Source organism: Candidatus Latescibacter sp. IFSED24, from assembly GCF_058273205.1.
In genome coordinates, this window is sequence record NZ_CM177850.1 from 3,257,971 (window position 1) to 3,280,896 (window position 22,926).

At 68.8% G+C, this 22,926-nt stretch carries 16 protein-coding genes; 9 read left to right on the plus strand and 7 right to left on the minus strand.

What is annotated here, in order from left to right:
* Positions 1 to 147: 147 nt before the first annotated feature.
* The gene (locus tag IFSED24_RS13205; protein WP_491331936.1) at positions 148 to 2,445 is read left to right on the plus strand and encodes a FlgD immunoglobulin-like domain containing protein; all 2,298 of its coding nucleotides are present in this window, start codon (positions 148 to 150) and stop codon (positions 2,443 to 2,445) included.
* A gap of 249 nt (positions 2,446 to 2,694) precedes the next feature.
* Here IFSED24_RS13205 and IFSED24_RS13210 read toward each other — a convergent pair whose 3' ends face one another.
* On the minus strand, positions 2,695 to 4,467 hold the full coding sequence (locus IFSED24_RS13210) for a hypothetical protein (RefSeq protein WP_491331937.1): 1,773 nt from the start codon (positions 4,465 to 4,467) through the stop codon (positions 2,695 to 2,697).
* A 497-nt stretch (positions 4,468 to 4,964) separates the two neighbouring features.
* On the opposite strand from IFSED24_RS13210, the gene IFSED24_RS13215 reads away from it, so the two are divergent.
* Positions 4,965 to 6,368: a glutamate ligase domain-containing protein gene (locus IFSED24_RS13215; RefSeq protein WP_491331938.1), complete on the plus strand. Its 1,404-nt coding sequence runs from the start codon at positions 4,965 to 4,967 to the stop codon at positions 6,366 to 6,368.
* On the opposite strand, the gene IFSED24_RS13220 is transcribed toward IFSED24_RS13215, so the two are convergent.
* The 6 genes from IFSED24_RS13220 to IFSED24_RS13245 all read right to left on the minus strand — a co-directional run bounded on the left by IFSED24_RS13220 (position 6,365) and on the right by IFSED24_RS13245 (position 12,412).
* Positions 6,365 to 7,729 (minus strand): hypothetical protein, encoded by a 1,365-nt coding sequence (locus tag IFSED24_RS13220; RefSeq protein ID WP_491331939.1) that lies wholly within the window; start codon positions 7,727 to 7,729, stop codon positions 6,365 to 6,367. The genes IFSED24_RS13215 and IFSED24_RS13220 overlap by 4 nt on opposite strands.
* A 1-nt stretch (position 7,730) precedes the next feature.
* On the minus strand, positions 7,731 to 9,224 hold the full coding sequence (locus IFSED24_RS13225) for a hypothetical protein (RefSeq protein ID WP_491331940.1): 1,494 nt from the start codon (positions 9,222 to 9,224) through the stop codon (positions 7,731 to 7,733).
* A gap of 121 nt (positions 9,225 to 9,345) precedes the next feature.
* Positions 9,346 to 10,341 carry a response regulator gene (locus tag IFSED24_RS13230; RefSeq protein ID WP_491331941.1) on the minus strand — a complete coding sequence of 332 codons (996 nt, stop codon included), beginning with the start codon at positions 10,339 to 10,341 and terminating at the stop codon, positions 9,346 to 9,348.
* Positions 10,342 to 10,452: 111 nt separating this feature from the next.
* The gene (locus tag IFSED24_RS13235; RefSeq protein ID WP_491331942.1) at positions 10,453 to 11,043 is read right to left on the minus strand and encodes a hypothetical protein; all 591 of its coding nucleotides are present in this window, start codon (positions 11,041 to 11,043) and stop codon (positions 10,453 to 10,455) included.
* A gap of 62 nt (positions 11,044 to 11,105) precedes the next feature.
* The gene (locus IFSED24_RS13240; RefSeq protein WP_491331943.1) at positions 11,106 to 11,840 is read right to left on the minus strand and encodes a hypothetical protein; all 735 of its coding nucleotides are present in this window, start codon (positions 11,838 to 11,840) and stop codon (positions 11,106 to 11,108) included.
* A complete protein-coding gene (locus IFSED24_RS13245; RefSeq protein ID WP_491331944.1) occupies positions 11,837 to 12,412 on the minus strand; it encodes an RNA polymerase sigma factor in 576 nt (191 codons plus the stop codon). Before IFSED24_RS13245 ends, IFSED24_RS13240 begins: the two co-directional genes overlap by 4 nt.
* Before the next feature lie 215 nt (positions 12,413 to 12,627).
* Between IFSED24_RS13245 and IFSED24_RS13250 the strand changes: the two genes are divergently transcribed.
* The 7 genes from IFSED24_RS13250 to IFSED24_RS13280 all read left to right on the plus strand — a co-directional run bounded on the left by IFSED24_RS13250 (position 12,628) and on the right by IFSED24_RS13280 (position 22,916).
* A complete protein-coding gene (locus IFSED24_RS13250) occupies positions 12,628 to 15,210 on the plus strand; it encodes a DUF5916 domain-containing protein (protein WP_491331945.1) in 2,583 nt (860 codons plus the stop codon).
* A 139-nt stretch (positions 15,211 to 15,349) separates the two neighbouring features.
* Complete coding sequence (locus tag IFSED24_RS13255) at positions 15,350 to 15,631, plus strand: hypothetical protein (RefSeq protein ID WP_491331946.1); 282 nt, start codon at positions 15,350 to 15,352, stop codon at positions 15,629 to 15,631.
* The gene (locus IFSED24_RS13260) at positions 15,628 to 17,451 is read left to right on the plus strand and encodes a PAS domain-containing hybrid sensor histidine kinase/response regulator (protein ID WP_491331947.1); all 1,824 of its coding nucleotides are present in this window, start codon (positions 15,628 to 15,630) and stop codon (positions 17,449 to 17,451) included. The genes IFSED24_RS13255 and IFSED24_RS13260 overlap by 4 nt, the downstream gene beginning before the upstream one ends.
* Positions 17,452 to 17,543: 92 nt before the next feature.
* Entirely contained in the window at positions 17,544 to 18,833 is a 1,290-nt protein-coding gene (locus IFSED24_RS13265; protein WP_491331948.1) for a hypothetical protein, read from the plus strand.
* 109 nt (positions 18,834 to 18,942) lie between these two features.
* Positions 18,943 to 20,784, plus strand: coding sequence for a histone deacetylase family protein (locus tag IFSED24_RS13270; RefSeq protein ID WP_491331949.1), 1,842 nt, complete (start codon positions 18,943 to 18,945; stop codon positions 20,782 to 20,784).
* Positions 20,785 to 20,863: 79 nt separating this feature from the next.
* On the plus strand, positions 20,864 to 21,280 hold the full coding sequence (locus IFSED24_RS13275) for a hypothetical protein (protein ID WP_491331950.1): 417 nt from the start codon (positions 20,864 to 20,866) through the stop codon (positions 21,278 to 21,280).
* The gene (locus IFSED24_RS13280; protein WP_491331951.1) at positions 21,273 to 22,916 is read left to right on the plus strand and encodes an NAD-dependent epimerase/dehydratase family protein; all 1,644 of its coding nucleotides are present in this window, start codon (positions 21,273 to 21,275) and stop codon (positions 22,914 to 22,916) included. Before IFSED24_RS13275 ends, IFSED24_RS13280 begins: the two co-directional genes overlap by 8 nt.
* The last annotated feature ends 10 nt before the right edge of the window (positions 22,917 to 22,926 follow it).

Below are 22,926 nucleotides of genomic sequence, written 5' to 3' on the forward strand. Positions count from 1 at the left end.
CCCCGCGGTGGTAGAATCGGCTGCATTCCATCCCGCCATTCTTACCACCTCGAAGATCACGACCACACGCGGGAGCAGGCCGGGGCGATCAGGGGGAGTCTGATCCGCAAGGTGCGACATGGAGGTCCGACCGAGAGGTGGTCCGCCATGGTAAGCCGTACGCACGCCGTGTTCATGCTCGCCCTGATTCTGGTCGCTCTGGCAGCCGGAGAAGTGTCGGCCCTGTGGCCGCATTCGGCCGGCGAGGCGCTGCCCATCTACGCCGCTGCGGGAACCCAATTCTCCAAGCGATCGGTCCCCGACGGCAAGGGCGGGGTGATCGTGGTCTGGATTGATTGCCAGGGGGCCGGAGCGCAAGTCTTCGCTCAGCGCGTGTCGGCAGCCGGAACTCCACAGTGGGCCGCCGACGGTGTCCTGGTCAGTCCATTCCAGATGGCACAGACCATGTGCGCGATCACCGACGACGGTGCCGGTGGCGCCGTCGTCATCTGGGCGATCATATACTCCGGTCGAGAGATCCACGCCCAGAGGATGGCACCGGACGGCACGCCCCTCTGGGGGAGCGACGGCGTCATCGCCGTCCAGACCGACCACACGATCATCAATCCGATCGCCGTGAGCGATGGCGGTGGCGGCGCCATCGTGATGTGGAACGAGCACCGTGAAACCGCCTCCGGCATGACGACCATCGTACGCGGACAGCGCATCGGCGCCACCGGGGAACCGCTCTGGACCCCCGGGGGAATCTTGGTGTGCGGGTGGGGCAACGGCCACACCGGGCAGATCATCAGCGACGGGGCCGGCGGCGCCATGGTGGCCTACACCGCGGAGATGGGGGGCGACTCCTACGGACTCTTCATCAAGCGGGTGCTGGCCGATGGATCATTCGCCTGGGAATCGGGCAGCGTCTGGATCGATTCCGCGTACGCCATCGAGGATGCGCTCGCGCCGGATCACCAGGGTGGATGCCTCGTCGCGTTCGTCACCCGGCAACTCTTCTCCGAGACGCGCAGCCTCCGCGCCCAGCGGCTCGACGCCGACGGAGCACCGGTCTGGGGGTATGGCGTCGCCATCTTCAGCAGCAAGGAAACCCTGGAGCAGCAAGCCATCTGCGCCGACACCGCCGGGGGCGCCATCGTCTGCTGGTCCGACGGACGCACCGGCTCGGACGACATCTTCGCCCAGCGAATCTCCGCTGTGGGCCAGGCCAGCTGGCCGGACGACGGGGTCGCTGTCTGCGCCGCCGTCAATGCTCAGACGTATCCCACCCCGGTTCCCCACGGACCCGGCGGCGCCATCATCGTCTGGCAGGACCAGCGCGATGGTCAGATCGACATCTACGCGCAGGCCCTGGACGCGGCGGGCCAGCGGCTGTGGCCAGCGGACGGGATCCCGGTCAGCGACCACGCCACGCCCCAGGAGAACGCCATCGTCCTTTCGGATGGCGACGATGGCGCGATCATCACCTGGGACGATCAGCGCAACGGCGACCAGGACGTCTTCGGCCAGCGACTGAATCGCCGCGGCACCCTCGGTGTCCTCGCCCCCACCATCCTGGCCATCGCCGACGTGCCCGCCGACCAGGGCGGCTGGGTACAGATCGACTGGTACGGTAGCGCCCTCGACACACCGCCGACGCCCGGCATCGCGACCTACGAGATCTGGCGGCTCGTGACCGGAACCGAGGATTGGGAACTCCTGAGCGAGATCCCCGCCGCCGGCCAGGATCTCTACGCCGCGCTCGCGCCCACCGTCGCCGATTCGCTGCCGGACCATATCCCCTGGCAGAGCTTCCGGGTGAGCGCCGTGACGTCGGATGGCACCGAGGTCCATCACTCGGCCATCGTCTCCGGCTACTCGGTGGACAACCTGCCGCCGGCCGCGCTCCAGGGGTTCGCCGCCCACTTCGCCGACGACACGGTCGCGCTCACGTGGCAGCCGGCTCCCGAACCGGACTTCTGGTGCTACCGACTGCACCGGGGCCCGACCACCGACTTCGAACCGGGACCGGAGAACCTCATCGCCGAGCAGAAGGACACCGGCTACGACGATCCGCAGGGCACCCCGACCTCGGTCTACAAGCTCCTCGCGGTGGATGTCCACGGCAACGGCGGACCCTGGAGCATGGCGATCCCCGATCCCACGGGTGCGGCGGCCTCCGTCCGTCTGATCACCCAGGTCGAGCGGATCGCCCCCAACCCCTGCAACCCGCGCACGGTCATCACCTACGAGACGGCCGTCGACGCGCCGCTCTCGTTACGGATCTACGACACGCGCGGGCGGCTGGTCCGCCGGCTCGCGGACGGGCCGCAAGCAGCGGGCCGGCACCAGGTGACCTGGGACGGCTGTGACGACACGGGCGCGCCCCTGCCGAGCGGCGTGTATTGCTGTCGGTTGCAGTCGGGCGGCCAGGGGTCGTTGCACAAGATGACGCTCGTCCGCTGATATGGAACGGCTAGTCAAGCATTGATCATCTTCTCCGTCGGCCTCGAGCGTTGCTCGGGGCCTATTTTGAGCGGGGAAGCGGTTTCCACGACGGTCGATTGGACTGAAGTCCGCGGGTTGGTCACCGTCAAACGAAATCGGACACTGCCCCCGGGGGACGGATGACCCAGCCATACTACCAACAATCCGGGGCAGGGAATCCTGACGCGACTCTCCGTCACGACCCTCGACCCCGGAATCCCCATCCCCTCAGGGCCCGTTGCCACCCACGTTCAGCTGACTCCAGTGCTCGAGCCCCGCGACGAATTCGAACACCGTGGCGTCGCCGAGGCTGGTGTTGTCGGTGACGGTCAGCACCTCCACCGACGCCAGCCCGTCGAGGCCGTCCAGGCTGGTCAGCAGCGGGTTGCCGACGAGCGCCAGCTCCTCCGCCACGGTTTCAACGCCCTGCAGGCCATCCAGCGAGACGAGCTGCGTGCCGCGGACGATCTGGATCCGGCCCAGCGCCGCGGGCAGCGTGGCTCCGGTCAGCTGCTGGAGACTGTCGCAATCGGTGATCCCGAGGGTCGTCAAGGCGGGCAGCGTGCCCAGCCCGGCGAGGGTCGTCAGGGCGTCGCAGTCCCGGATATCGACCTGCTCCAGGGTCGGATGTTCGGCGCCTGCGCCCAGGGACACCAGCGCTCCATCGTCACGGAGCACGAGCTGGGTCAGGCCGGTGAACGAGGAGAGTCCGGCGAGGGACGTCAGATCGGGGCAGGAGACGATGGTCAGCCGCTCGCAGGCCGGCAAGGGGTCGAGGCCGGTCAGATCGACGAGTCCGGATTCGTGGACCTCGATCGTGCGCATGCCGGTCAGGCCGGCGGATCCCGCCAGGCTGGCGAGGCTCTCGCAACGCGTGATGGACAGGTACTCCACATTGGTCATGGCAGGCAAGCCGGTCAGGTCGGTCACGGCGGCGCAGTCGGTGATGCGCACGGTCTCGACGGCGGGCAGGTCCGGCAGGCCCGCGAACGATTCGAGCGCGGGGTGGTCGTCGAGAATGAGTCCCCGCAGGAGCGGCAGCGGCGGCAGTCCCTCGAGGTCGACCAGACCGGAGGGGCCACCGATCTGCAGGTTGTGCAGGGCCGGCAAGGACGTGGCTCCCGACAGATCGGTCAAGAGGGGCGTGTCCCAGATGGCGAAGAACTGCAGCGACGGCAGACTCCCCAGGCCCGCGAGGTCGGCCAGGTTGGGCATGTTCGACACCTGGAGATACCAGAGCGTGGTCAGGTCTTCCAGGCCGGTCAGGTGCTCCAGGGCGGCGAGATTCTGCAGTCGCAGGGACAGGGAAACCGCGGACCCGGTGGCGACGAGATCGATGCTCGCGAGCTGCGGGAGATCCGCCAGGGTGACATATCTCAGGGCCGGCATTTCCACCGACCCCGTCAGGGTCTTCAGCGCCAGACAGGCCTGGACGGTGAGGTCCTCGAGGTCGGCCAGCGACTGGAAAACGTCGATGGAGATCAGGTTGTCCAGGCTGCTGAGCATGATCCTCCGGATCCCGGAGGCTCCGCCCATGGCGTCGATGGTGGTGAGTTCCGAATTGCGCCTCAACTCGACGTATGGGACGTATTGCAGCGAATCGAGCCCGTTCAGCGTCCGGAGGCTGTCGTTGTCCGAGAGTCGCATGATGGACTGGATCGTCCGCAGGTTCTCGAGGCCCCGCAGGTCGCCGAGCGCGGTCTTGTTGATGTAGAGCTCTTCGACCCGCTTCAGATCGGCGAGCGGCGTCAGATCGTGGATCGCCGACGAGTCGGCGTGGCCGTTGATGTTCAATACTCCGCGGATCTCGGTGACGCCTGCGAGGGCCTCCAGGTCCGCCTGGTCGCGGACATCCACGGATTCGGAGAGCACGGTGCCCTCACAGTCGGGACAGCCGGGGGACAGCGGATGGTCGCAGTCGTCGTCGCAGCCGGCCAGACAGGCCAGGAGCACGCACAGGACGGTGGACAGGATGGCATACGACCGGGTGTCGTTCTTCATCGATCGACCTCTCTATAATCTAGTTTTTCGATTCAGGGGTCATATCGAGCACCGGGATGCTCCCTCCAGGGGATTCCGAGTCTAGATGATCGAATGTGCTGTTTCAACTCTTTTCGGTATGGCATGGCGGGCTGGGCACCGCGATCGAGGGCGGTCCACCTTGTGGGCTTGGTACTTCTCAGTTCATGGTCGAGGGAATCGATGGGAGCCGGGGCCTCTTGTGTCGCATTGGACCACCGCTTGGCGCTATCCCAAAATGATAGATTTTATCAAGAAAAACCCCCGGGGGTTGGCATTCATGTAAGGTACATAAATAAAATATGTTACAAAATTTCAGGTTCCAACTCGCCGTCAAGAATACGGTATACCGTGTGCAGGGCGACGATCCGTCCTTTTCGTTCAATGCCGGGAATCCCACCCCGCCCCCATTCCCCCTGGCCGGCGCCCCCAAAACCCCCTATCCTCCCCGGATCCCGTCCTTCAACCCTGGAGTCCTCATGTCCGCCAAGACCCCCAACCCCTGGCTCCACTTCGTCGGCGTCGGCGGCAGCGGCATGTCCGCGCTCGCCCAGTTCCACGCCGGCCGCGGCGGTCGCGCCACCGGCAGCGACCGGGCGTTCGACCAGGGCGAGCGCCAGGAGATCCGCCGGGCGCTCGAGCAGGCGGGCGTCGGGATCGTGCCCCAGACCGGCGAGGCGCTCACCGGCGACTGCGCCGCCGTGGTCCTGAGCACCGCCGTCGAGGACACCATTCCCGACGTGATCCGCGCCCGCGAGCTGGACATCCCGCTCAAGCATCGCTCCGAGCTGCTCGCGATCTACGTGGCCCAGCACCAGACCGTCGCCGTCACCGGCACCAGTGGGAAATCCACCGTCACGGCCATGATCTGGGCCATCCTGCGCGGCGGCGACCACGACCCCCGCCTGTTGACCGGCGGCCCCGTGGCGGCGCTCCAGCAGCAGGGTCTGCTCGGCAACGCCTGGAGCGGCACCGGTCCCGACCCCGCCTTCCTGGTCATCGAGGCCGACGAGTCGGACGGGTCGCTGGTGAACTACCACCCCTGGGCCGGCGTGGTCCTCAACCTGGGCCGCGACCACAAGGAGCCCGCCGAGATCGCGGCCATGTTCACCACCTTCCGCCTTCAGTGCGCCGGCCCCCTGATCGTGGGCGAGGACGCGAACCTGGACTTCCTGCGGCCCGGGGCGCTGACCTTTGGCCTCGGCGAGCGTGCCGATGTGCGCGCGGTGGACCTGGAGCTGGGACCGCGGTCGGTGGCCTTCACGGTGGACGGCGTGCGGTTCACGGTGCCCCAGCCCGGCCGGTATACCGTCCTCAACGCCGTGGCCGCCATCGCCGCGGCGAAGGAGGCCGGCGTGGCGCTGGCGGCGATGGTGGCGCCGCTGGCGGGATTCGCCGGCGTGGCGCGGCGGTTCGTCTCCATCGGCACGGCGCACGGTGTCGAGGTGATCGACGACTTCGCCCACAACCCCGACAAGCTGGCCGCCGCCCTGGCCGCCGGCCGCGACCGCCTGGCGGGCACCGGCGGCCGCATCCTCGCCGTGTTCCAGCCCCACGGCTTCGGCCCCACGCGCTTCCTGCGCGACGACCTGGTGGCCGCCTTCACGGCCGAGCTGCGGCCCGACGACGTGCTCTGGCTGCCCGAGATCTTCTACGCGGGGGGGACGGTGGCCAGGGACATCTCGAGCGAGGACCTGGCCCGGGGCGTGGCCGGGCGGGGGCGGCAGGCGCGCTTCGTCGCCGACCGGGCGGAACTGCCCGGGCTGATCGCGGCCGAGGCGCGGCCGGGCGATCTGGTGCTGGTCATGGGAGCCCGCGACCCGTCGCTCACGACGCTGGCACGGACGATCCTACACGCCGTGGACGGGGCTTTCCGCCGCTAGAGCCCGATGGCGAAGCCGAGCACGAACGTCAGGCGGCGATACTTGCCCTCGATGGTGGTGCTCGCTCCCGCATCGCCGCCCTCCGCCGGCGGCAGGATGGTCACGTCGCGCTCCATGGTCTCGCTGCCGTAGGCGTAGATGCCGCCCACCGTGAAGGTGGACTTGGCCACCGGGAAGGTGACGCCGGCAGCGAAGTGGCGGATGTCCCAGAGCGACAGCGACAGGCTCTGCATCGCCTCGGGCGTGGCCGCGCTGTCATCGGTGCGGAAGCTGGCATAGCCGCGCACGCGGGGGCCGAACGCGTGCTCGAGCCCGAGCCCGAAGTTGAGCACCGCCTCGCGGTGATCGGCCACGGACTCATCGCGCACCTCACCGGTGCCCGGGACGGTGATGGGGTCGGCGGTCATGACCAGGTAGCCCGAGACGGCGGCGAAGTACTCGGCCGACAGGTGCAGTTTCGTGTCGCCCCAGGTGTAGCCCGCGCCCAGCGCGGTCGACAGCGGCGAGCGGTACTCGGCCGACCGATCCTGCTGGTAATCGTTGACGATGCGCGAGAGGCCGGGGCCGCCCTCGCCGTCGGTCTGGGAGACCAGGCTCTCCACGTAGCCGATGTTGCCCTTGCCGTAGATGCCCAGCACCGGCGTGGTCACCGCGAGGCCGGCCTGCCAGGCACCCCAATCGGCGCCGATGCCGACCTTGGCCAGCACCCCGACCTGCAGGTAGTCGAACTGCGACCGCTGCACCGCGATGCCGGCGTTGTCGGGGTTCTCGAGCTGGGCCAGGGTCTGCAGCTTGGAACTCTGGTCGCGTACCGACACGAAACCCGACACGCCGATGCCGATGTGGTCGGTCCAGCGGTGCGCCCAGGTGATCCCGCCCCAGTACTCGCTCATCTTCTCGGAGAAATCGATGTTGGCGTCGAAGCGCTCCACGTCCGGGTAGCCGGTGACCGGGAACCACTCCTCGGAGCGGAGTTCGAAGCTGTGCCGGGTCAGGAACGAGTAGGCCAGGCGGTGATCCTGCGAGCCGCCGAAGGGGACCTCACCGGCGAAGAGCGAGGGCGCGTTGCCCATCCGTGAGCTGTTCAGGTCGACACCTTCGCCGTCGGCGTTGGTGAGCGAGATCGTGGTGTATTCGTAGGCCGTGCCCGCGAGCAGCAGCTGCGGATCCTCCACCAGGGCCAGGCGACCGGGGTTGTAGTAGACGGCCGCCACGTCGGCCGAGGTGCCCACCACCGTGCCGCCCAGCAGCCGCGCCTGGTTGCCGTACTGGCTGGTCCAGTAATGCGAATCCTGGGCCAGGCCGGCCCCCGCGATCAGCAGGCCGCACGCCAGCGCCAGCAAACGTCGCCAGTGCTTCATGTCAGAAACTCCCCGCGCCGAATTCCACCACGTAGCCGATCTCGTCGAACCGTTCGAAGCCGCGGTAGCGCACGCCCACGCGCAGGCCGATGAACTCGCTGAACACCGAGAGGAAGCTGATGGGCGAGTGGGAGATGTTGCCGCGCAGCTTGATGCCGGTCTCCGAGACGAAGCCGGTACGCCTGGCAAGCCCCTCCGGCGTGTCGTACTTGTCCACCTCGAGCCCCGCGGAGAAATAGCCGTCGAGCCAGCGCGAGGCGCTGGAGGTGTACATCACGTTCCAGCCGAAGTCGCGGAACTTCTTGTCCTTGAGGTAGATGCGATTGACCAGCCACCCGCCGGTCATGGGATCGTTGACGTTCTTGAGGATCAGGAGCGGGAACACGAAGGACAGGCCCACGTCGCCGTCGTAGCGCGCGGCCACGGTCAGTGACTTGGCGAAGTACTCGGTGTCCGCCCACTGGGACAGCTCGTCCAGGGTCTTGCTGGGATGCGCATCGGGCCAGTCGGGATAGCCCTTGTCCACGAACCGGTAGATAGTCTCGTCGCCCGCGGCTTCGGCGGCCGCCATGTCGGGGAAGGGCCGCAGCTCGTAATGGCGGTAGCCCTCGGCGTAGACCCCGTTCTCGGTGAAGCGCTCGCGGCAGCGGCTGTCCTCGGGCAGCGGCGGGAAGACCCGGTCCTCGGGCTTGCGGTTCTTGGCGAACCAGCCCTGGAAGTTGCCCGTGAAGAGCGCGCCGGTGCGCATGACGTCGCGGATGCCCCAGGCGTCGTTGATCCGCTTGTTCACGTCGTAGCCCGGAGTGTAGTAGCCGTCGCCGTTCTTGTCGGTGCAGCTGGCGTGCTTGCCCTCCTCCACGAGGATGGTCATGGGGAAGTGCGTGTATCGATCCACCTCGAGGGTGTTGTCGTACCAGAGGATCCCGTGCGCCTTGGCGTTGACCAGCGCCACGACGATCCCGTAGCGGCACTCCTGGCACTCCTTCTGCCGGTAGATGGCGATCTTCATCTCCACCGCCTCGACATCGTGCATGTGGCCGCCCAGGCCTTCCTCGCTGGGGTAGTAGAAGAAGAAATCGAGGTCCACGGCCGAGACCTGGTCGAAGTTGATCTCGGTGTCGTTGGCGCGGGGCAGCGCCGGGATCTCCGAGACGTCGTCGCGCCCGTAGATGACGTTGCGCAGCCGGTAGTAGACCACGGGGCCTCCGTTGTCCTCCTCGAACGGGAACGGCATGGGGAGGTTGATCTCGCCGGGCCGCTCCAGGCCCTCGAGCAGCGGCTCGTCGGGCGAGAACCAGAGCACGGGCGCGCAGTGGGCAGCCAGCTCGCTGAAGGTCATCACCGGATCCTCGCCGGCCCAGACCACCGCCGGGTTGTCGATCTCGCAGCACGGCTGCTCGCGCTGGACGTCGATCTGGGCGGCGGCGGGCAGCGCCAGGGACAGGGCGAGAGCCGTCAGGGTTACCGTGCGCAGGGAGCGAAGACTGCGGGACACCATCATGGCCTCCGTTCAGCAGAGCGAGCCGAGGGGTCCACCCCGGAAATCAGGTGGTTTTCGGGATCTTAGCGGTAGCGCGGTGAAGTTGCGACAGAAAAGCCTGGACGACACTCGGTGTTCAGCGGGACACGGTCTCCGCGGGACTGCCCACGTCCCGCCGATCCAGGCAGAGGTTGCTGCCGGGCACCGCCTTGGCCAGGTGCTTGACCTCGGCGCAGACGCTGGCCACCTCGAGGTAGCGGGAGAACGGTCGCGAACGGAGCTGCACACCGGCCAGGCTCAGCGCGATCAGCGGAAAGCGGACGGTCTGGCCCCGACGGTCCGTGGTCTCGATGTAGCCGCGTGCCACGTCCTCGTCGGGGTAGAACGCCGGCGCGCCCGTGTCGAACTGGCGGATGATCTCCGCCGCCACCGCCTCGACCTCCGCGTGGTCGACCATGAGCACGAAGTCGTCGCCGCCGATGTGGCCGAGGAACGCGCCGCCCTGGCAGACCGTGCGCAGCGCGGTCTGCAGCGTCTCGGCGGTGAACAGGAGCAGGTCGTCACCGTCGCTGAAGCCGTAGTAGTCGTTGTAAGCCTTGAAGTAGTCCAGATCGGCGTAGAGCACGGTCTTGTCCAGCTTGAGGTCGATGGCCTCCTGGATGGTGGCCATGATGGTGTTGTTGCCGGGCAGGTGGGTCAGCGGGTTGGCGTCGATGGCGATGTCCTCGAGCCGCGCCACCTCCTGCAGCAGCCGGTAGAGGTTGACGTGGGTGCGGACCCGGGCCAGGAACTCGCTCAGATGGCAGGGCTTGCTGATGTAGTCGACCCCGCCCGCCGCGTAGCCGCGATCGATGTCATCGCTGGTGACCCCGGCCGTGATGAAGATCACCGGCACGTTGATCAGCCGCGCATCGTCCTTGAGCCGCTCGCAGAGGTCGAACCCGTCCATGCCCTGCATCTTGGCGGCCACGAGGAAGAGGTCGGGCACGTCGGCCTCCACGCGCAGGAGCGCCTCTTCGCCGTTGCATGCGGTGACGATCTCGTAGCCCTGCGCGCGCAGCGTGGCGGCGTGGATCCGCAGATCCTGCTCCGAGTCGTCGACGATGAAGATCCTGCCGGGGCGGTCGACCAACTGGCTTCCCTTCCGAGGTTGCACGGCGCGGGAACCGGTCCTGGAAACGGGCGGCTCCTGCCGTGATGTTCGGCAGGAGCCGGTGGTCGGTTGAGCACGAATCGCGGCGGATCAGATCCCGGGCGGGGTTTCCGGGCCTCTGGAGCCGCCCTTCTCCTGGCGGGCCTTGGCGATCAGCCAGACGCCGAGGGCCACCAGACCCAGAGGCCACCAGTCCTCGAGCCACTCCATCTCGAAACCGAACTTCAGGTTCAGGAAGATCAGGGTGCCCAGCACCACCAGGACCACGCCGCCGGCCATGGAGCCGTTGCGCCCCGGCACGGCGAGGTTCTGGATCTCGGGCACCTTGCCGTCGTTGTCCAGCGCCAGGTTGTAGACCTGGGCGCGGCGGACCGCGTCGATGATGCCGTAGAACCAGCTGAACACCAGGCCCACGATGGCCACGGGCATCAGGCCCTGGATGTCGCTGGCCACCAGGGTGATCAGGCAGGCCAGCACCGCGAAGATGGTCAGGCCCTCGCGGAAGAACCCGACGTAGATGTGGCCCAGGCCCGGGATGATCCCCGACAGGAAGCCCGCGAGGAAGGGTACCTTGTAGGGCAGGTTGCGCCGGCGCTGCCGGTAGTCCATCTCCGACTGGTCGCCGGAGCCCTGGCCCGGGGAACCCTGCGGGGCCGTGGGGATGTAGCTCTCGTTCTGCATGACTTTCTCCTTACATTGGCGGCGTCTGCTCGCCGCTGCAGCGACCGTACGCACGGCCGGTTCTACTCTTCCGAATCTTCCGTATCGTTCCCGGTCCGGCGGCCCAGCAGGCCGCGACCGTCGCGTTTCAGATCGTCGTAGCGCGCGTCCAGATCGAGCATCACCGCGCGCCAGTAGGGCTCGACCCGCTCGACGAGCGGCGCCGCGGTGTCGCGGATCTCCGTCGCGAGGTTCTCGGCCAGGGTCTCAACCCGCTGGACGAGTTCCGGCCCCAGGGTGACCCCGGCCCGGGCGGCCTGCTCGGGCGTCTCGGCGGGCAGCAGCGGACTCCAGACCAGCAGCGCCACCAGGGTGGCCGCGGTCCAGGCCGCCTCCAGCGCGAACCGGGGCCGCCGCCAGGCGCTCGCCAGCCGGGCGCGCAGCACGCCGGGCAGGTCCTGGAGCCGCTCGGCGAGCCGCTCGAGGCGGGCCAGCGGCCGGCGATCGGCCAGCCGGCTCGTCCGGGCCAGCACCCGGGCGGTGAACGCCGGGCCGGGGTCGCGCTCCGCCAGCCGCGGCAGGACCGGCTGCAGGCCGTCCAGGACCGTGGCCAGCTCGCGGCAGTCGGCGCAGCGCTGGAGATGGCCGGCCAGCAGATCGCCGTCGACCGACTCGAGAGCGGCGTCCCAGCGCGAACCGAGCAGCAACTCGGCCCGCTCGCACGCCCGGCCGCTGGTGCGGTCGAGGATCCGGCGCGTCAGATCCGCGCCGTCGAAACGGCGCCGGCTGTCGCGGGGATCGAGGTTCTTGCCGCTCACCGGGCCGCCTCCGCGTCCGGACCGGGATCCAGCATCCCGGCCACCACCCTGGCCAGCTCGACCCGCGCCCGGCTGCAGCGCGATTTGACCGTGCCCAGGGGCAGGTCGAGCATGGTCGCCATGTCCTCCAGGGGCAGGCCCTGGATATCCTTCAGCAGGATCGCCTCGCGGTTGATGGGGCTCAGCTCCTGCAGAGCCGTCTCCAGCATGCGCTTGTGGTCGCGTTCCACCACCGCCGCGTCGGGCCGTTCGCCGTGGTCGGCGAGTCCGACCATCTCCTCGGCCGGCACATCCTGCGCCGGGGGCCGCGCCTTGCGCCGCCGCAAGTGGTCGAGGCAGGCGTTGCGCGCGATCTGCAGCAGCCAGGCGCCGAAGCGGTCGGGCTCGCGGCAGCTATCCAGTCGTTTCCAGACTCGCACGAAGACTTCCTGCGCCACGTCGAGCGCCTCCTCCTCGCTGCCGGTGTAGTGGAAGGCCACGCTGCAGACCCGGCCCTGGTACCGTGTGACCAGGGCTTCCCAGGCCAGTTCGTCACCCTCGCGACAGCGTTCGTATAAGATCCGGTCGTCCATCGTCTCTCTTCTGGGCTCGAGCCGGTGCGCGCGTCCTGCGTCCCATTCGCCAAGGAGACGCACCCGCAACCGTCCAGGTTCGGTCTCCCGGCAAAATTCTTGCAACTGGTTGCCCGGTGCGTCGTAATCCGCGGGTTCGCGACCTCGCCCCGGGTCCGCGACCATCATGGTCCAGCGTCCCGCTCCACTTTGCAACCGGAGAGGCCGACCCCGCCATGCCCCGGTTCCGCCACCTGCTATCGCTCCTGCTGGTCCTGTCGAGCCTGTCCGTCCAGGCCGCCTTCGAGGATCATTTCGCCCCCGTGGGCACCGGCCCCCGCTATCCCGACCACGCCGACGGCCGCCGCCACGACCGACCCAGCCTGGCCGCCTGCCGTCTCGCCCCCGGCGAGAGCATCACCCTGGACGGCCGCCTCGACGACCCGGTCTGGGCCCGCGCCGAAGCCGGCTTCGGCCTCCTGCAGCACGAACCCGAGCGCCGCGCCACCGTCTCGGTGCCCACGGTCTTCAAGGTGGCCTACGACGACGAGGCGCTCTATTTCGCCGCGGCCTGCTGGGAGGACGACATGGATCGGGTGGCGCGCCGCCTCTCCCGCCGCGACAACATCGAGAGCAGCGATTTCGTCAGCTTCTACATCGACCCCTACCACGACCAGCTCTCGGGCTACAACTTCCGCATCACCGCCGACGGCGTGAAGGCCGACCACTACATCTACGGCGACGGCAACCGCGATCCCGACTGGGAAGCGGTCTGGGACGCCGAGACCTGGGAGGACGACCACGGCTGGTACCTGGAGGTCCGCATCCCCTTCGGCGCCCTCCGCTTCAAGCCCGGCGAGGACATGACCTGGGGCCTGCAGTTCTACCGCTGGCTCCACGGCCGCGGCGAGGACACCGGCTGGGCCACCTGGGACCGCACCGAATCGGGCTTCGTCAGCCGCTGGGGCACCCTGACCGGCATCTCGGGTGTCACCAACCCCCGCGCGCTCGAGGTCCTGCCCTACGTCGCCGGCGGCCTCACCGATCCGGCCGATCCCGACGACCACGACGAGGAATGGGGCCGCTACTTCAACTGGGGCGCCGACCTCAAGTACAACCTCACCACCGCGCTCACCGCCCAGGCCACCTTCCAGCCCGACTTCGGCCAGGTGGAGGCCGACCCGGCGCTCCTGAACCTCTCGCCCTTCGAGACCTTCTACGCCGAGAAGCGCCCGTTCTTCGTGGAGGGCTCGCGCTTCTTCGAGCACCCCGACTTCACCCTCTTCTACTCGCGCCGCATCGGCACCGGCGACGCGAACAGCCGCATCCGCGCCGCCGGCAAGCTCACCGGCAAGATCGACGGCCAGACCACCGTGGCGGTGCTCGGCGCACTCACCGACATCGCCCCCGAGGGCCGCGTCCACAACCCCTTCGTCGGCGGCGACCGCCGGACCGGCTACGCCGTGGCCCGCCTGGCCCGCGACCTCGACGGCGGCAACCACCGTCTGGGCGCCATGGCCACCGTGGTCTCGCGCGAGCAGACCGCGTTCACGCCGGGCGTCTCCTCGCCGCGCGATCATCGCGACGCCACCAGCGGCGGGGTCGACTGGCTGTTCCAGTTCGCCGACAAGGCCTACGCGGTGCAGGGCAGCGCGGTGGGCACCATCCTCGCCCCCCACGCCGACATCGCCGACCCCGCCCTGCCCGCCGGCGACGTCTACGGCACGGCCGGCAGCCTGGCGCTGCGCAAGCAGGCCGGCATCTGGCGCGCGGGTGTGAGCGGCTACTGGGAGACCGACCGCTACGACCCCAACGACCTGGGCTTCCTCAGCGCCAACGACGAGATCTACGGCCGCGGCTACCTGCAGTACCGCTACGACGCCGACGGCCAGCGGAGCCTGCTGAAGACGTCGTACCAGTATCTGCAGTTCTACAAGAGCTGGCTCTACGGCGACCAGCGCCGCGTCTCCGACACCACCGGCGCGGTGGTCTGGGACCACGACAAGGGCCACCGCCAGGGGTCGGGCCTGTACTTCGACAGCTACAACCAGACCCACGGCTACCAGGAGATCGGCCTCGCGGCCGAGCATGCGTTCGCCGGCACCTCCCGGTACGAGACTCGCGGCTTCGACGGCCAGCGCGGGCCCCTCATGACCACGCCGGCGGCGACCTGGGTCGAAGGCCGCTACCAGACCGACTGGCGCGGTGACCTGGTCCACGAGCTGGAGGGCGAGGTCGCCTGGGATGCCGTGGGCAGCAACCGCTGGGAGCTGTCGTACGGCCTGCGCTGGAACCTGGGCCGGCACCTGGTGGCCCGCCTCTCGGCCACCTACCAGGATCGCCGGGAGGACGCCCAGTGGCTGGAAAACTTCGCGGATCCCGAACACGGCCTCGACGGCGTGGCCTACGTCTTCGGCCGCCTCGACCAGCAGATCCTCGACGCCACCCTGCGCGCCAGCTGGCTCTTCGACCGAGACACTTCGCTCGAGCTCTACCTCCAGCCCTACCTCACCACCGGCGAGTACGCCGACCCGCGCTACCTGGCGCGCCCCGACAGCCGCGATCTGCGCCAGTACCCGCTCGACGCCAGCCAGTACGACTTCAACTACAACGCGCTGAACCTGAACCTGGTGTGGCGCTGGGAGTACCGGCCGGGGTCCACCGTCTACCTGGTCTGGACCCATGGGCGGGTGACCTACGACGAGCGGAGTTTCTACGCCGGCGGCGGCTTCGAGGGGGACCTGGATCCGGGCCGGCTCTTCGCTCAGGAACCGGAGAACACGTTCCTGGCCAAGGTGAGCTACTGGTTCTCGCTCTAGGCTCCGTTTTCTCCTGGCCAGGGCTCCGAACCCGGTCTAGTCTCGCCCGGTGTGGGAGCGTTCTCGGCCGGGCCCACCTCGCGTCCGCTGCTGGATCACGGGTGCCCGGCCGGCAGCACGAACGCGAGGAGGCGCCACGATGATCTTCGAGAACGAGATCGTGATGTTCACCCTGGGCATCGGCGTCTTCTTCGTCACCTCCGCCTACAGGTCCTCGCTCGCACGCATCGGCGGCTGGCCGCTGCTGGCCGTCGCCTTCCGGACCCTCCTGGTCGCCTGGGCGCTGACCATCCTCGAGGGATTCTTCCTGCCGACCGTCCTGAACGTCCTGGAGCATGCATGCTATGCGTTCAGCACGATTCTTCTGGCTTGCTGGTGCTGGCGGGCCACGCAGGGTGGGAGCGGGAGGGCCATCCCGTGACGATCATCACCACCCTCGACGCCATCGCCTGCCTCGCGGCCCTCATCGCCATCGCGGCCCTGGCCAGGGGCTGGAGGCGGCTGGCCGCCCCCACGATCCGACCCGTCCTCATGGGTCTCTGCGTGCTGACCCTGTTCCAGTCGTTCTTCCTGCTGCTCGAATGGTCGGGCCTGGGATCGCAATTCGATCGGCTCGAGGATTTCGTGGGCGCCCTGATCCCCATGTGGTGGGGCTTCGTCTTCTACGCCTTCGTCCAGCAGGAGAGCACCCGGGACCTGCGCCAGGGCGAGGAGCGGATGGAGCTGGCGCTCCGCGGCGCCGACCTGGCCACCTGGGACTGGGAGATCGCAACGGGCAAGGTGGCCTTCAACGAGCGCTGGGCCGCGATGCTGGGCTATCGGCTGGACGAGCTCGACCAGACCGTCGACACCTGGGAGCGGCTCCTCCACCCCGATGACAGGCCCGAGGTGATCCGCACGCTGGAGAAGCACCTGGCGGGCCAGTCCGACCTCTACGAGACCGAGCACCGGCTCCACCACAAGTCGGGCCACTGGGTATGGGTGCTCGACAAGGGCCGGGTGATCGAACACGACGGTGACGGCCGTCCGCGCCGGGCTTGCGGAACCCACCTGGACATCACGGCGCGCAAGCAGATGGAGGCCGAGAGCCTGGCGCTGCAGGACCAGCTGCTCCAGTCGCAGAAGATGGAGTCGGTGGGTCGCCTGGCGGGCGGCGTGGCGCACGACCTCAACAACCTGCTCACGCCCATCATCGGCTACGGCGAGATCCTGCAGCAGGGCCTGACCGACGACGACGGGCGGCGGCAATCCGTGGACGAGATGGTGCGCGCCGGCCACCGGGCCCGCGATCTCGTGCGCCAGCTCCTGGCCTTCAGCCGCAAGCAGATCCTGAACCTCCAGCCCGTGGATCTCGCCCGGCTCCTCGGCGATTTCGAGAATCTGCTGCGCCAGACCCTGCCCGAGCGCGTCAAACTCGCCATCGCCACCGCGGACGGGCCGCGCCCGGTGATGGCCGATGCCGGCCAGCTCGAGCAGGTGATCCTGAACCTGGCCGTCAACGCCGCGCACGCCATGCCCGACGGCGGCACGCTGGCCATGGCAACCTCGGTGGTCGAACTCGCCGAGGAATCCGGGTCGACGGGACCCGACCTGGTGCCAGGACGATACGTCCGGCTCGCCATCAGTGACACGGGGGCGGGCATGACGCCCGACGTGGTGGAGAAGATCTTCGAGCCATTCTTCTCGACCAAGGGCGAGCAGGGCACGGGACTCGGCCTGGCCATGGCCTATGGCATCGTCCGGCAGCACGGCGGCGGCATCCATGTCGACAGCGAGCCCGGCCGGGGAACCACCTTCGCGATCCACCTGCCCGCCACCGAGAAGCCGGTCCAGGCCGAGGAGCCGCTCCCGCCACCCGCGGCACCAGCGAATGGCACCGAGACCGTGCTGATCGTCGAGGACGACGAGCAGGTGGGCCAGCTCGCACGGACGATCCTCGAGCGCGGCGGGTTCGCGGTCCTCCTGGCCACCGACGGCGCCACAGCGCTGGCGCGCCTGGCCACGCACGAGGGGCCCATCGACCTGCTGCTCTCCGACGTGATCATGCCCGGCATGAACGGCAAGGAGCTCTTCGCGCAGGCCGTCCAGCATCGCCCGGAGCTCAAGGTCCTCTACATGTCCGGTTACACCGACAGCATCATCACCGACCGCGGCATCCTCGACGATGCGGTCCACTTCATCCAGAAGCCCTTCTCGGCGCCGGACCTGGTGGCCAGGGTCCGGGACGTGCTCGATCGCTGACCAGCCACGCCGAATCCCCCCCTGGCGGCGCGGACCACCCGACTTGTCCGCTCGAGAGCGATGGCCTATCTTCCCGCAAAAGGGGGAAATCAATGTTCAAGTACAAGACCTTCGCCGCCGCCATCCTGGCCGCCGCCGCCATCACCCTCGCCATCACCGGCTGCTCCGAGGACGACCCCACCGCGCCACCCACCGGCACCGTCGTGGTGGCGCCGCCGGACGGTCTGGACGCGCCCTGGACCCTGACCGGTCCGGACGATTACGAGACCACCGGAGTCGGCAGGGCCGAGCTCTCCGGCCTCGTTCCGGGCGAGTATGCCATCGTCTGGGGAACGGTGGCGGGTCACCTCACGCCACTCGGCACCTCGGCTCAGCTGGAAGCCGACACGATCCTGCTCTTCGAGTGCGTCTACGCAGTCGCCGGCACCATCACCATCGCGGTGGAACCGGAGGGCCTCCCGGCACCCTGGCAGATCGCAGGGCCGAACGGCTTCTTCGATCACGGAACCGGCGGGGCGACGCTCGAGAACCTGGTCGCCGGTATCTATTTGATCACCTGGGCCGATGTCGACGGGCACCGCACGCCCTCGGCGGAATCGGCCACGCTCGCCGAGGGCGGCTCCCTGGTCCTCACGGGAGCCTACGAGCCGCTGGGCACCATCTTCATCGAGACCGCCCCGGCGTCCCTGGACCCGTCGTGGGAACTGGCGGGTCCGAACGGATTCCTGATCGAGGGGTCCGGCGGCACCGTGCTCGAGGAGATGGTCGGCGGGTCGTACACCATGACCTGGCAGCCCGAAGCCGGCTGGACTGCGCCGCCGGCGGAGACCCTCACCCTGACGACCCCCGGGTCCATCACGTTCCAGGGCGAGTATGTCGCCGTCGCGGCCGCCACGCCGGATGAGCTGATGCAGCGGTTCGCGATCCATTACGAAGGCCGGGACCTCGATTCATACAGCACAATCCTCAGCGCGGATTTCCAGTGGATCCCTCAGGAAGGCGTGATCTGGGGCTATGATCAGGAGATCGACGTCGCCGACAAGATGTTCAACGGGATCCCCGGCTATGAAGGGTGGATCATCTCGGACATCTCCATCGACCAGTTCGAGCCCCAGAGTGTGTGGACCGATACCCCGGAAAACGATCCCGACTTCGGGGGATTCACCGACAGCCTATACCGCACGTTCGTGGTCGATATCAGTTTCACGTTTGCCAATCATCCCTTCATCTTCCGCACGCAGGGCGCCGTTTTATTCTACGTCCTGGATGCGGACGAGGAAGGTAGCCCGGATTTCCGGATCCTGGGCATCAAGGATGCCACAGACGGCAACAAGGCGGTGGAGAACCACTCCTGGACCGCCGTCAAGAACCTGTTCATCTGAGCCCCGCAGCCGGTGGCGCCGCCCGACCGCGCCACCGGCGTCGCCCTCCCGGTTGACGGATCGGGCCCCGCCCGCCATGCTCGCGCCGGACCCCGACCCGGAGCCGTCCATGCCGCACCGCGCCCGTCCCGGCAGCCCGCTCACCCGCCTGCTGCGCGCCTCGCACCGCGCCCTCCGCGCCTGGCTGCCCTGCCGGCCCGCTCCCGGCGCCCCTCACTTCGTCTTCCACCCCGACTACTGCGGCGACCAGGCCACCGGCCCCTACGACCTGATGCGCCCCCACCGCATCCTCCATTACCTCCAGCGCGAGGGCCTGCTCTGCCGGGGTCAGCTCCACAAGCCGCGCCCGGCCAGCCTCCGGCGCCTGCGGCTGGTCCACAGCCGTCCCTACCTCGAAGCGCTCGAGCGTCCCGAGGCCCTCGAGCCCATCGTGGGCTTCCGCATGCCGAGCGACCTGCACGACGCCTTCCTCGCCGGATCGCGCGCCATGGTCGGCGGCACCATCCTGGCCACCAAGCTGGCCCTGGCCCGCGGCGGCATCACGGTGAACCTGGGCGGCGGCTTCCACCACGCGTTCCGCGACCGCGGCCACGGCTTCAGCTGCTTCAACGACGTGGCCATCGCCATCCACTCGTTCCGCCAGCAGGGCTTCGCGGAACCGATCCTCGTCGTGGATCTCGACCTCCACGACGGCGACGGCACGCGCCAGATCTTCGCCGACGACGAGACCGTCCACACCTTCAGCCTGCACAACCGCACGCTGCTCGACCTGCCGGCCACCGCCGACACCTGCATCGAGCTCGGTCCCGACCTCGACGACCGCCGGCTCATCGCCGCCGTGCGCGCGCACCTGCCGCCGGTCCTCGACGCCTGCCGTCCCGGCCTGGTCTTCTACCTCGCCGGCAGCGACCCCCACCGCCACGACCGCCTCGGCGACTGGCGCCTCAGCCACGACGGCCTGGTGGCCCGTGACCGCATCGTCCTCAAGCTGATCGAGGACCTGGTTGCGGCGCCGCCGGTGGTCATGCTCCTGGCCGGCGGCTACGGTCGCCACGCCTGGCGCCATCCCGCCGCCACCTGCCGCTGGCTGCTCACCGGCGACCCCACCATCAAGCCGCCCCTCGACCTCGAGCTGCCGCTGGACCATTACCGCCGCCTGCAGCGCCTGTTCGCCCGGCCGGAGAGCGCCCCCACCGGCGAGGACGCCGACTGGGCTCTCAGCGAGGAGGAGATCCTCGGCCTGCGCGGCGCCTCGGGCCTGCTCTTCCTCGACGCCATCCCCCGCCATGGCCTGGAGTTGGTGCTGGAACGGTCGGGGCTGCTGGACCGGCTGCGCGCCAAGGGTTTCCGCAAACTCTCGGTGGAAACCAACCTGAGCGATCCCGCCGGCCACCTCCTGCGCGTCCTCGACATCTCCGGCCCCGAACCGCGGCCGCTCCTCGAGCTGAAGCTGCGCCGCGACCTCACCACCGCCGCGCCCCACGCCCTGCTCTCGGTGGAATGGCTGCTCCTGCAGCACGCCGGCGGCCGCTTCGTCCTGGACCAGCCCCAGCTCTCGGGCCAGGACTACCCCGGCCTCGGCCTGTTGCGCGACATCACCGCCATGCTGGTGGTCCTCTGCGAGCGACTCGACCTGGACGGCCTCACCTTCCGCCCCGCCCACTTCCACATGGCCGAGATCTCGCGCTACGTGGCGGTGTTCTGGGACCCGGCGCAGATGGCGCGCCACGAGTCGGCGCACCGCGCCATGTCCGGCCTGCGCCTCAGCGAGATGGACCGGGTGGTGGCGGAAGGGCGGCTAGTGGAACGCGACACGGGCACGCCGTACGTGTTCCTGCCGGCGTCCATGGTCGTGCCCGTGAGCAGGCGATTGCGGGAGGGGAAGGAGATGCTGGGGTATCGGGAACGGGTGGAGGCCGAGTCGGCCCCGGTATTCAAGGTGCTTCCCTAGCCTTGGGGGTTTCGCGTCCGGGCGGAAACATGGTATCAATAAGAGGGTAGAGAGCTCCCCGAAACGAAAGCGTTCGAAGATGAACGTTCCCGGGACCCCACGCTCCCGCCTCCAGCTCCTCCTTTGGCTGGTGGCCATCCACTCGCTGATCGTTGGCCTGGGCCTGATCCTGCACCCGCCCGCACTCTTCCACAAGACAGGCTACGCCCCCATCACCGAGCCGTTCTTCCCCATCCAGGGTGGCATCTTCCACCTGATCATGGCCACGGGCTACGCGCTCGGCGCCAGCCGCCCGGAGACCCAGCGCCCCCTGATCCCCTTCGCCATCCTGGTCAAGCTGATCGCCACGGTGTTCCTGCTGGGCTACTGGCTGTTGATCGACCGCATCGCCGTGGTCCTCGTCTCGGGACTGGTCGACGGCGCCATGGCCCTGGTCATCGCCCTGGCCTACAGCCAGTGGCGACGCGAACCGGAGGGAGGTTCCGCCCATGGCTGAACGATTGCCCGGCATCCTGATCACCGGCGCCTCGGGCTTCGTGGGCCGGCATTTCGTGCAGAGCGCCGCCGGGCGCTACCGGCTGTTCTGCCTGGCGCGACGCTCGCGTCAGGAGGCCGGCGTCCCCGACTTCGAGAACATGCGCTGGACCCAGGTCGACATCAGCGACTGGGACCGGCTGCGCGCGGTGGTCGGCTGCGTGAAGGATCACGGCGGGGTCGACTTCGTGCTGCACCTGGCGAGCTACTACGACTTCACCAACCGCGACCACCCCGCCTACCACAGCACCAACGTCGAGGGCACACGCAACGTGCTCGAGCTGGCGCGGCAGCTCGAGGTGAAGCGCTTCCTGTTCGCCAGTTCGACCACGGTGTGCGAGTTCCCGCCGCTGGGCCAGACGCTCACCGAGGAGGCCGTCGGCAGCGCCGAGTTCCCCTACGCCCGGAGCAAGCGCGAGGGCGAGGAGCTGGTCCGCATCGGGGTGACACGCTTTCCCGTGGCCATCGTGCGCATGGCCGCCATCTTCAGCGACTGGTGCGAGTACCCGCCGCTCTACGTGTTCTTGCGGACCTGGCTGTCCCGGGCCTGGAACGCGCGGATCCTCGCCGGCGAGGGACGGTCGGCCGTGCCCTACCTGCACGTCAACGACCTGGTCCGCCTCTACCACAGCATCCTCGACCGGACCGACGAGCTGCCCGAGCTGGCGGTCTTCAACGCCAGCCCCGACGAGGTGGTGTCCCACCGGGAGCTCTACGACGCCGCCGTCCATTTCTACTTCGGCGAGGACCGGCCGCCACAGCTCTGGCCGCGCTGGCTGCTGAAGCCGGGCGTCTACCTGCGCTGGAAGCTGGGCGTGTGGCAGGGATCGCCGCCGTTCGAGTCGCCCTGGATGCTCGACTACGTCGACCGCCAGCTCCGGGTCGACGCCAGCCAGACCCGGCGGACCCTGGGTTGGGCCCCCGCGCCGCGCCTCGAGGTGACCCGCCGCCTGCTGGTGATGATCGAGAACCTGAAGTCGCGCCGCGAGGTCTGGAATCAGCTCAACCTGGCCGCCCTGACCCGCGTCTCGGACCGGCCCAACCTCATGGTCGCGGCCGCGCTCGACGACCTGCGCGAGGAGCTGACCGAGCAGGTGGTCGAGACCATCAACGACCCGGCCAACGCCTCCCGCCTGCCCGGCTACCAGCGCATGGACCGCGAGGTGCTGACCTGGTACGTCACGCTCTTCTACCAGATCCTGGCCACGGCGGTCCGCACGCGCGACCGCCAGCTCGTGCGCCAGCATGCCCAGATCATCGCCTACCGTCGCCGCCACGAGGGGTTCGAGGCGAGCGAGATGCAGGTCTTCCTGGACGTGTTCCGCAAGGTGGTGACCGAGGCGCTCCGCGAGCGGCCCGAACTGATCGGACTGGAGCAGGCCATCCACGACCACGTGGCCTTGACCTGCCAGCTCACCGCCGACGACGTGGCCGACGTCTTCGACACCACCTTCCAGCCACCGCCCGAGGTCCTCGGGCGCTACCAGGAGCTCAACATGCCCCGCGAGTCGGCCGACCTGGAGCGGGTCGTGCACGAACTGCAGGACATCTGTGGCGATATCGGACCGCTCTACAGCGGATCGGACCTGCCATCCTGACCGGCGGGTG

Coding starts and splice junctions, on each gene's coding strand:
- IFSED24_RS13255 (WP_491331946.1), top strand. CDS start 15,350: ATGATCTTCGAGAACGAGATCGTGATGTTCACCCTGGGCATCGGCGTC.
- IFSED24_RS13220 (WP_491331939.1), bottom strand. CDS start 7,729: ATGAAGCACTGGCGACGTTTGCTGGCGCTGGCGTGCGGCCTGCTGATC.
- IFSED24_RS13270 (WP_491331949.1), top strand. CDS start 18,943: ATGCCGCACCGCGCCCGTCCCGGCAGCCCGCTCACCCGCCTGCTGCGC.
- IFSED24_RS13275 (WP_491331950.1), top strand. CDS start 20,864: ATGAACGTTCCCGGGACCCCACGCTCCCGCCTCCAGCTCCTCCTTTGG.
- IFSED24_RS13245 (WP_491331944.1), bottom strand. CDS start 12,412: ATGGACGACCGGATCTTATACGAACGCTGTCGCGAGGGTGACGAACTG.
- IFSED24_RS13235 (WP_491331942.1), bottom strand. CDS start 11,043: ATGCAGAACGAGAGCTACATCCCCACGGCCCCGCAGGGTTCCCCGGGC.
- IFSED24_RS13215 (WP_491331938.1), top strand. CDS start 4,965: ATGTCCGCCAAGACCCCCAACCCCTGGCTCCACTTCGTCGGCGTCGGC.
- IFSED24_RS13280 (WP_491331951.1), top strand. CDS start 21,273: ATGGCTGAACGATTGCCCGGCATCCTGATCACCGGCGCCTCGGGCTTC.
- IFSED24_RS13210 (WP_491331937.1), bottom strand. CDS start 4,467: ATGAAGAACGACACCCGGTCGTATGCCATCCTGTCCACCGTCCTGTGC.
- IFSED24_RS13205 (WP_491331936.1), top strand. CDS start 148: ATGGTAAGCCGTACGCACGCCGTGTTCATGCTCGCCCTGATTCTGGTC.
- IFSED24_RS13265 (WP_491331948.1), top strand. CDS start 17,544: ATGTTCAAGTACAAGACCTTCGCCGCCGCCATCCTGGCCGCCGCCGCC.
- IFSED24_RS13250 (WP_491331945.1), top strand. CDS start 12,628: ATGCCCCGGTTCCGCCACCTGCTATCGCTCCTGCTGGTCCTGTCGAGC.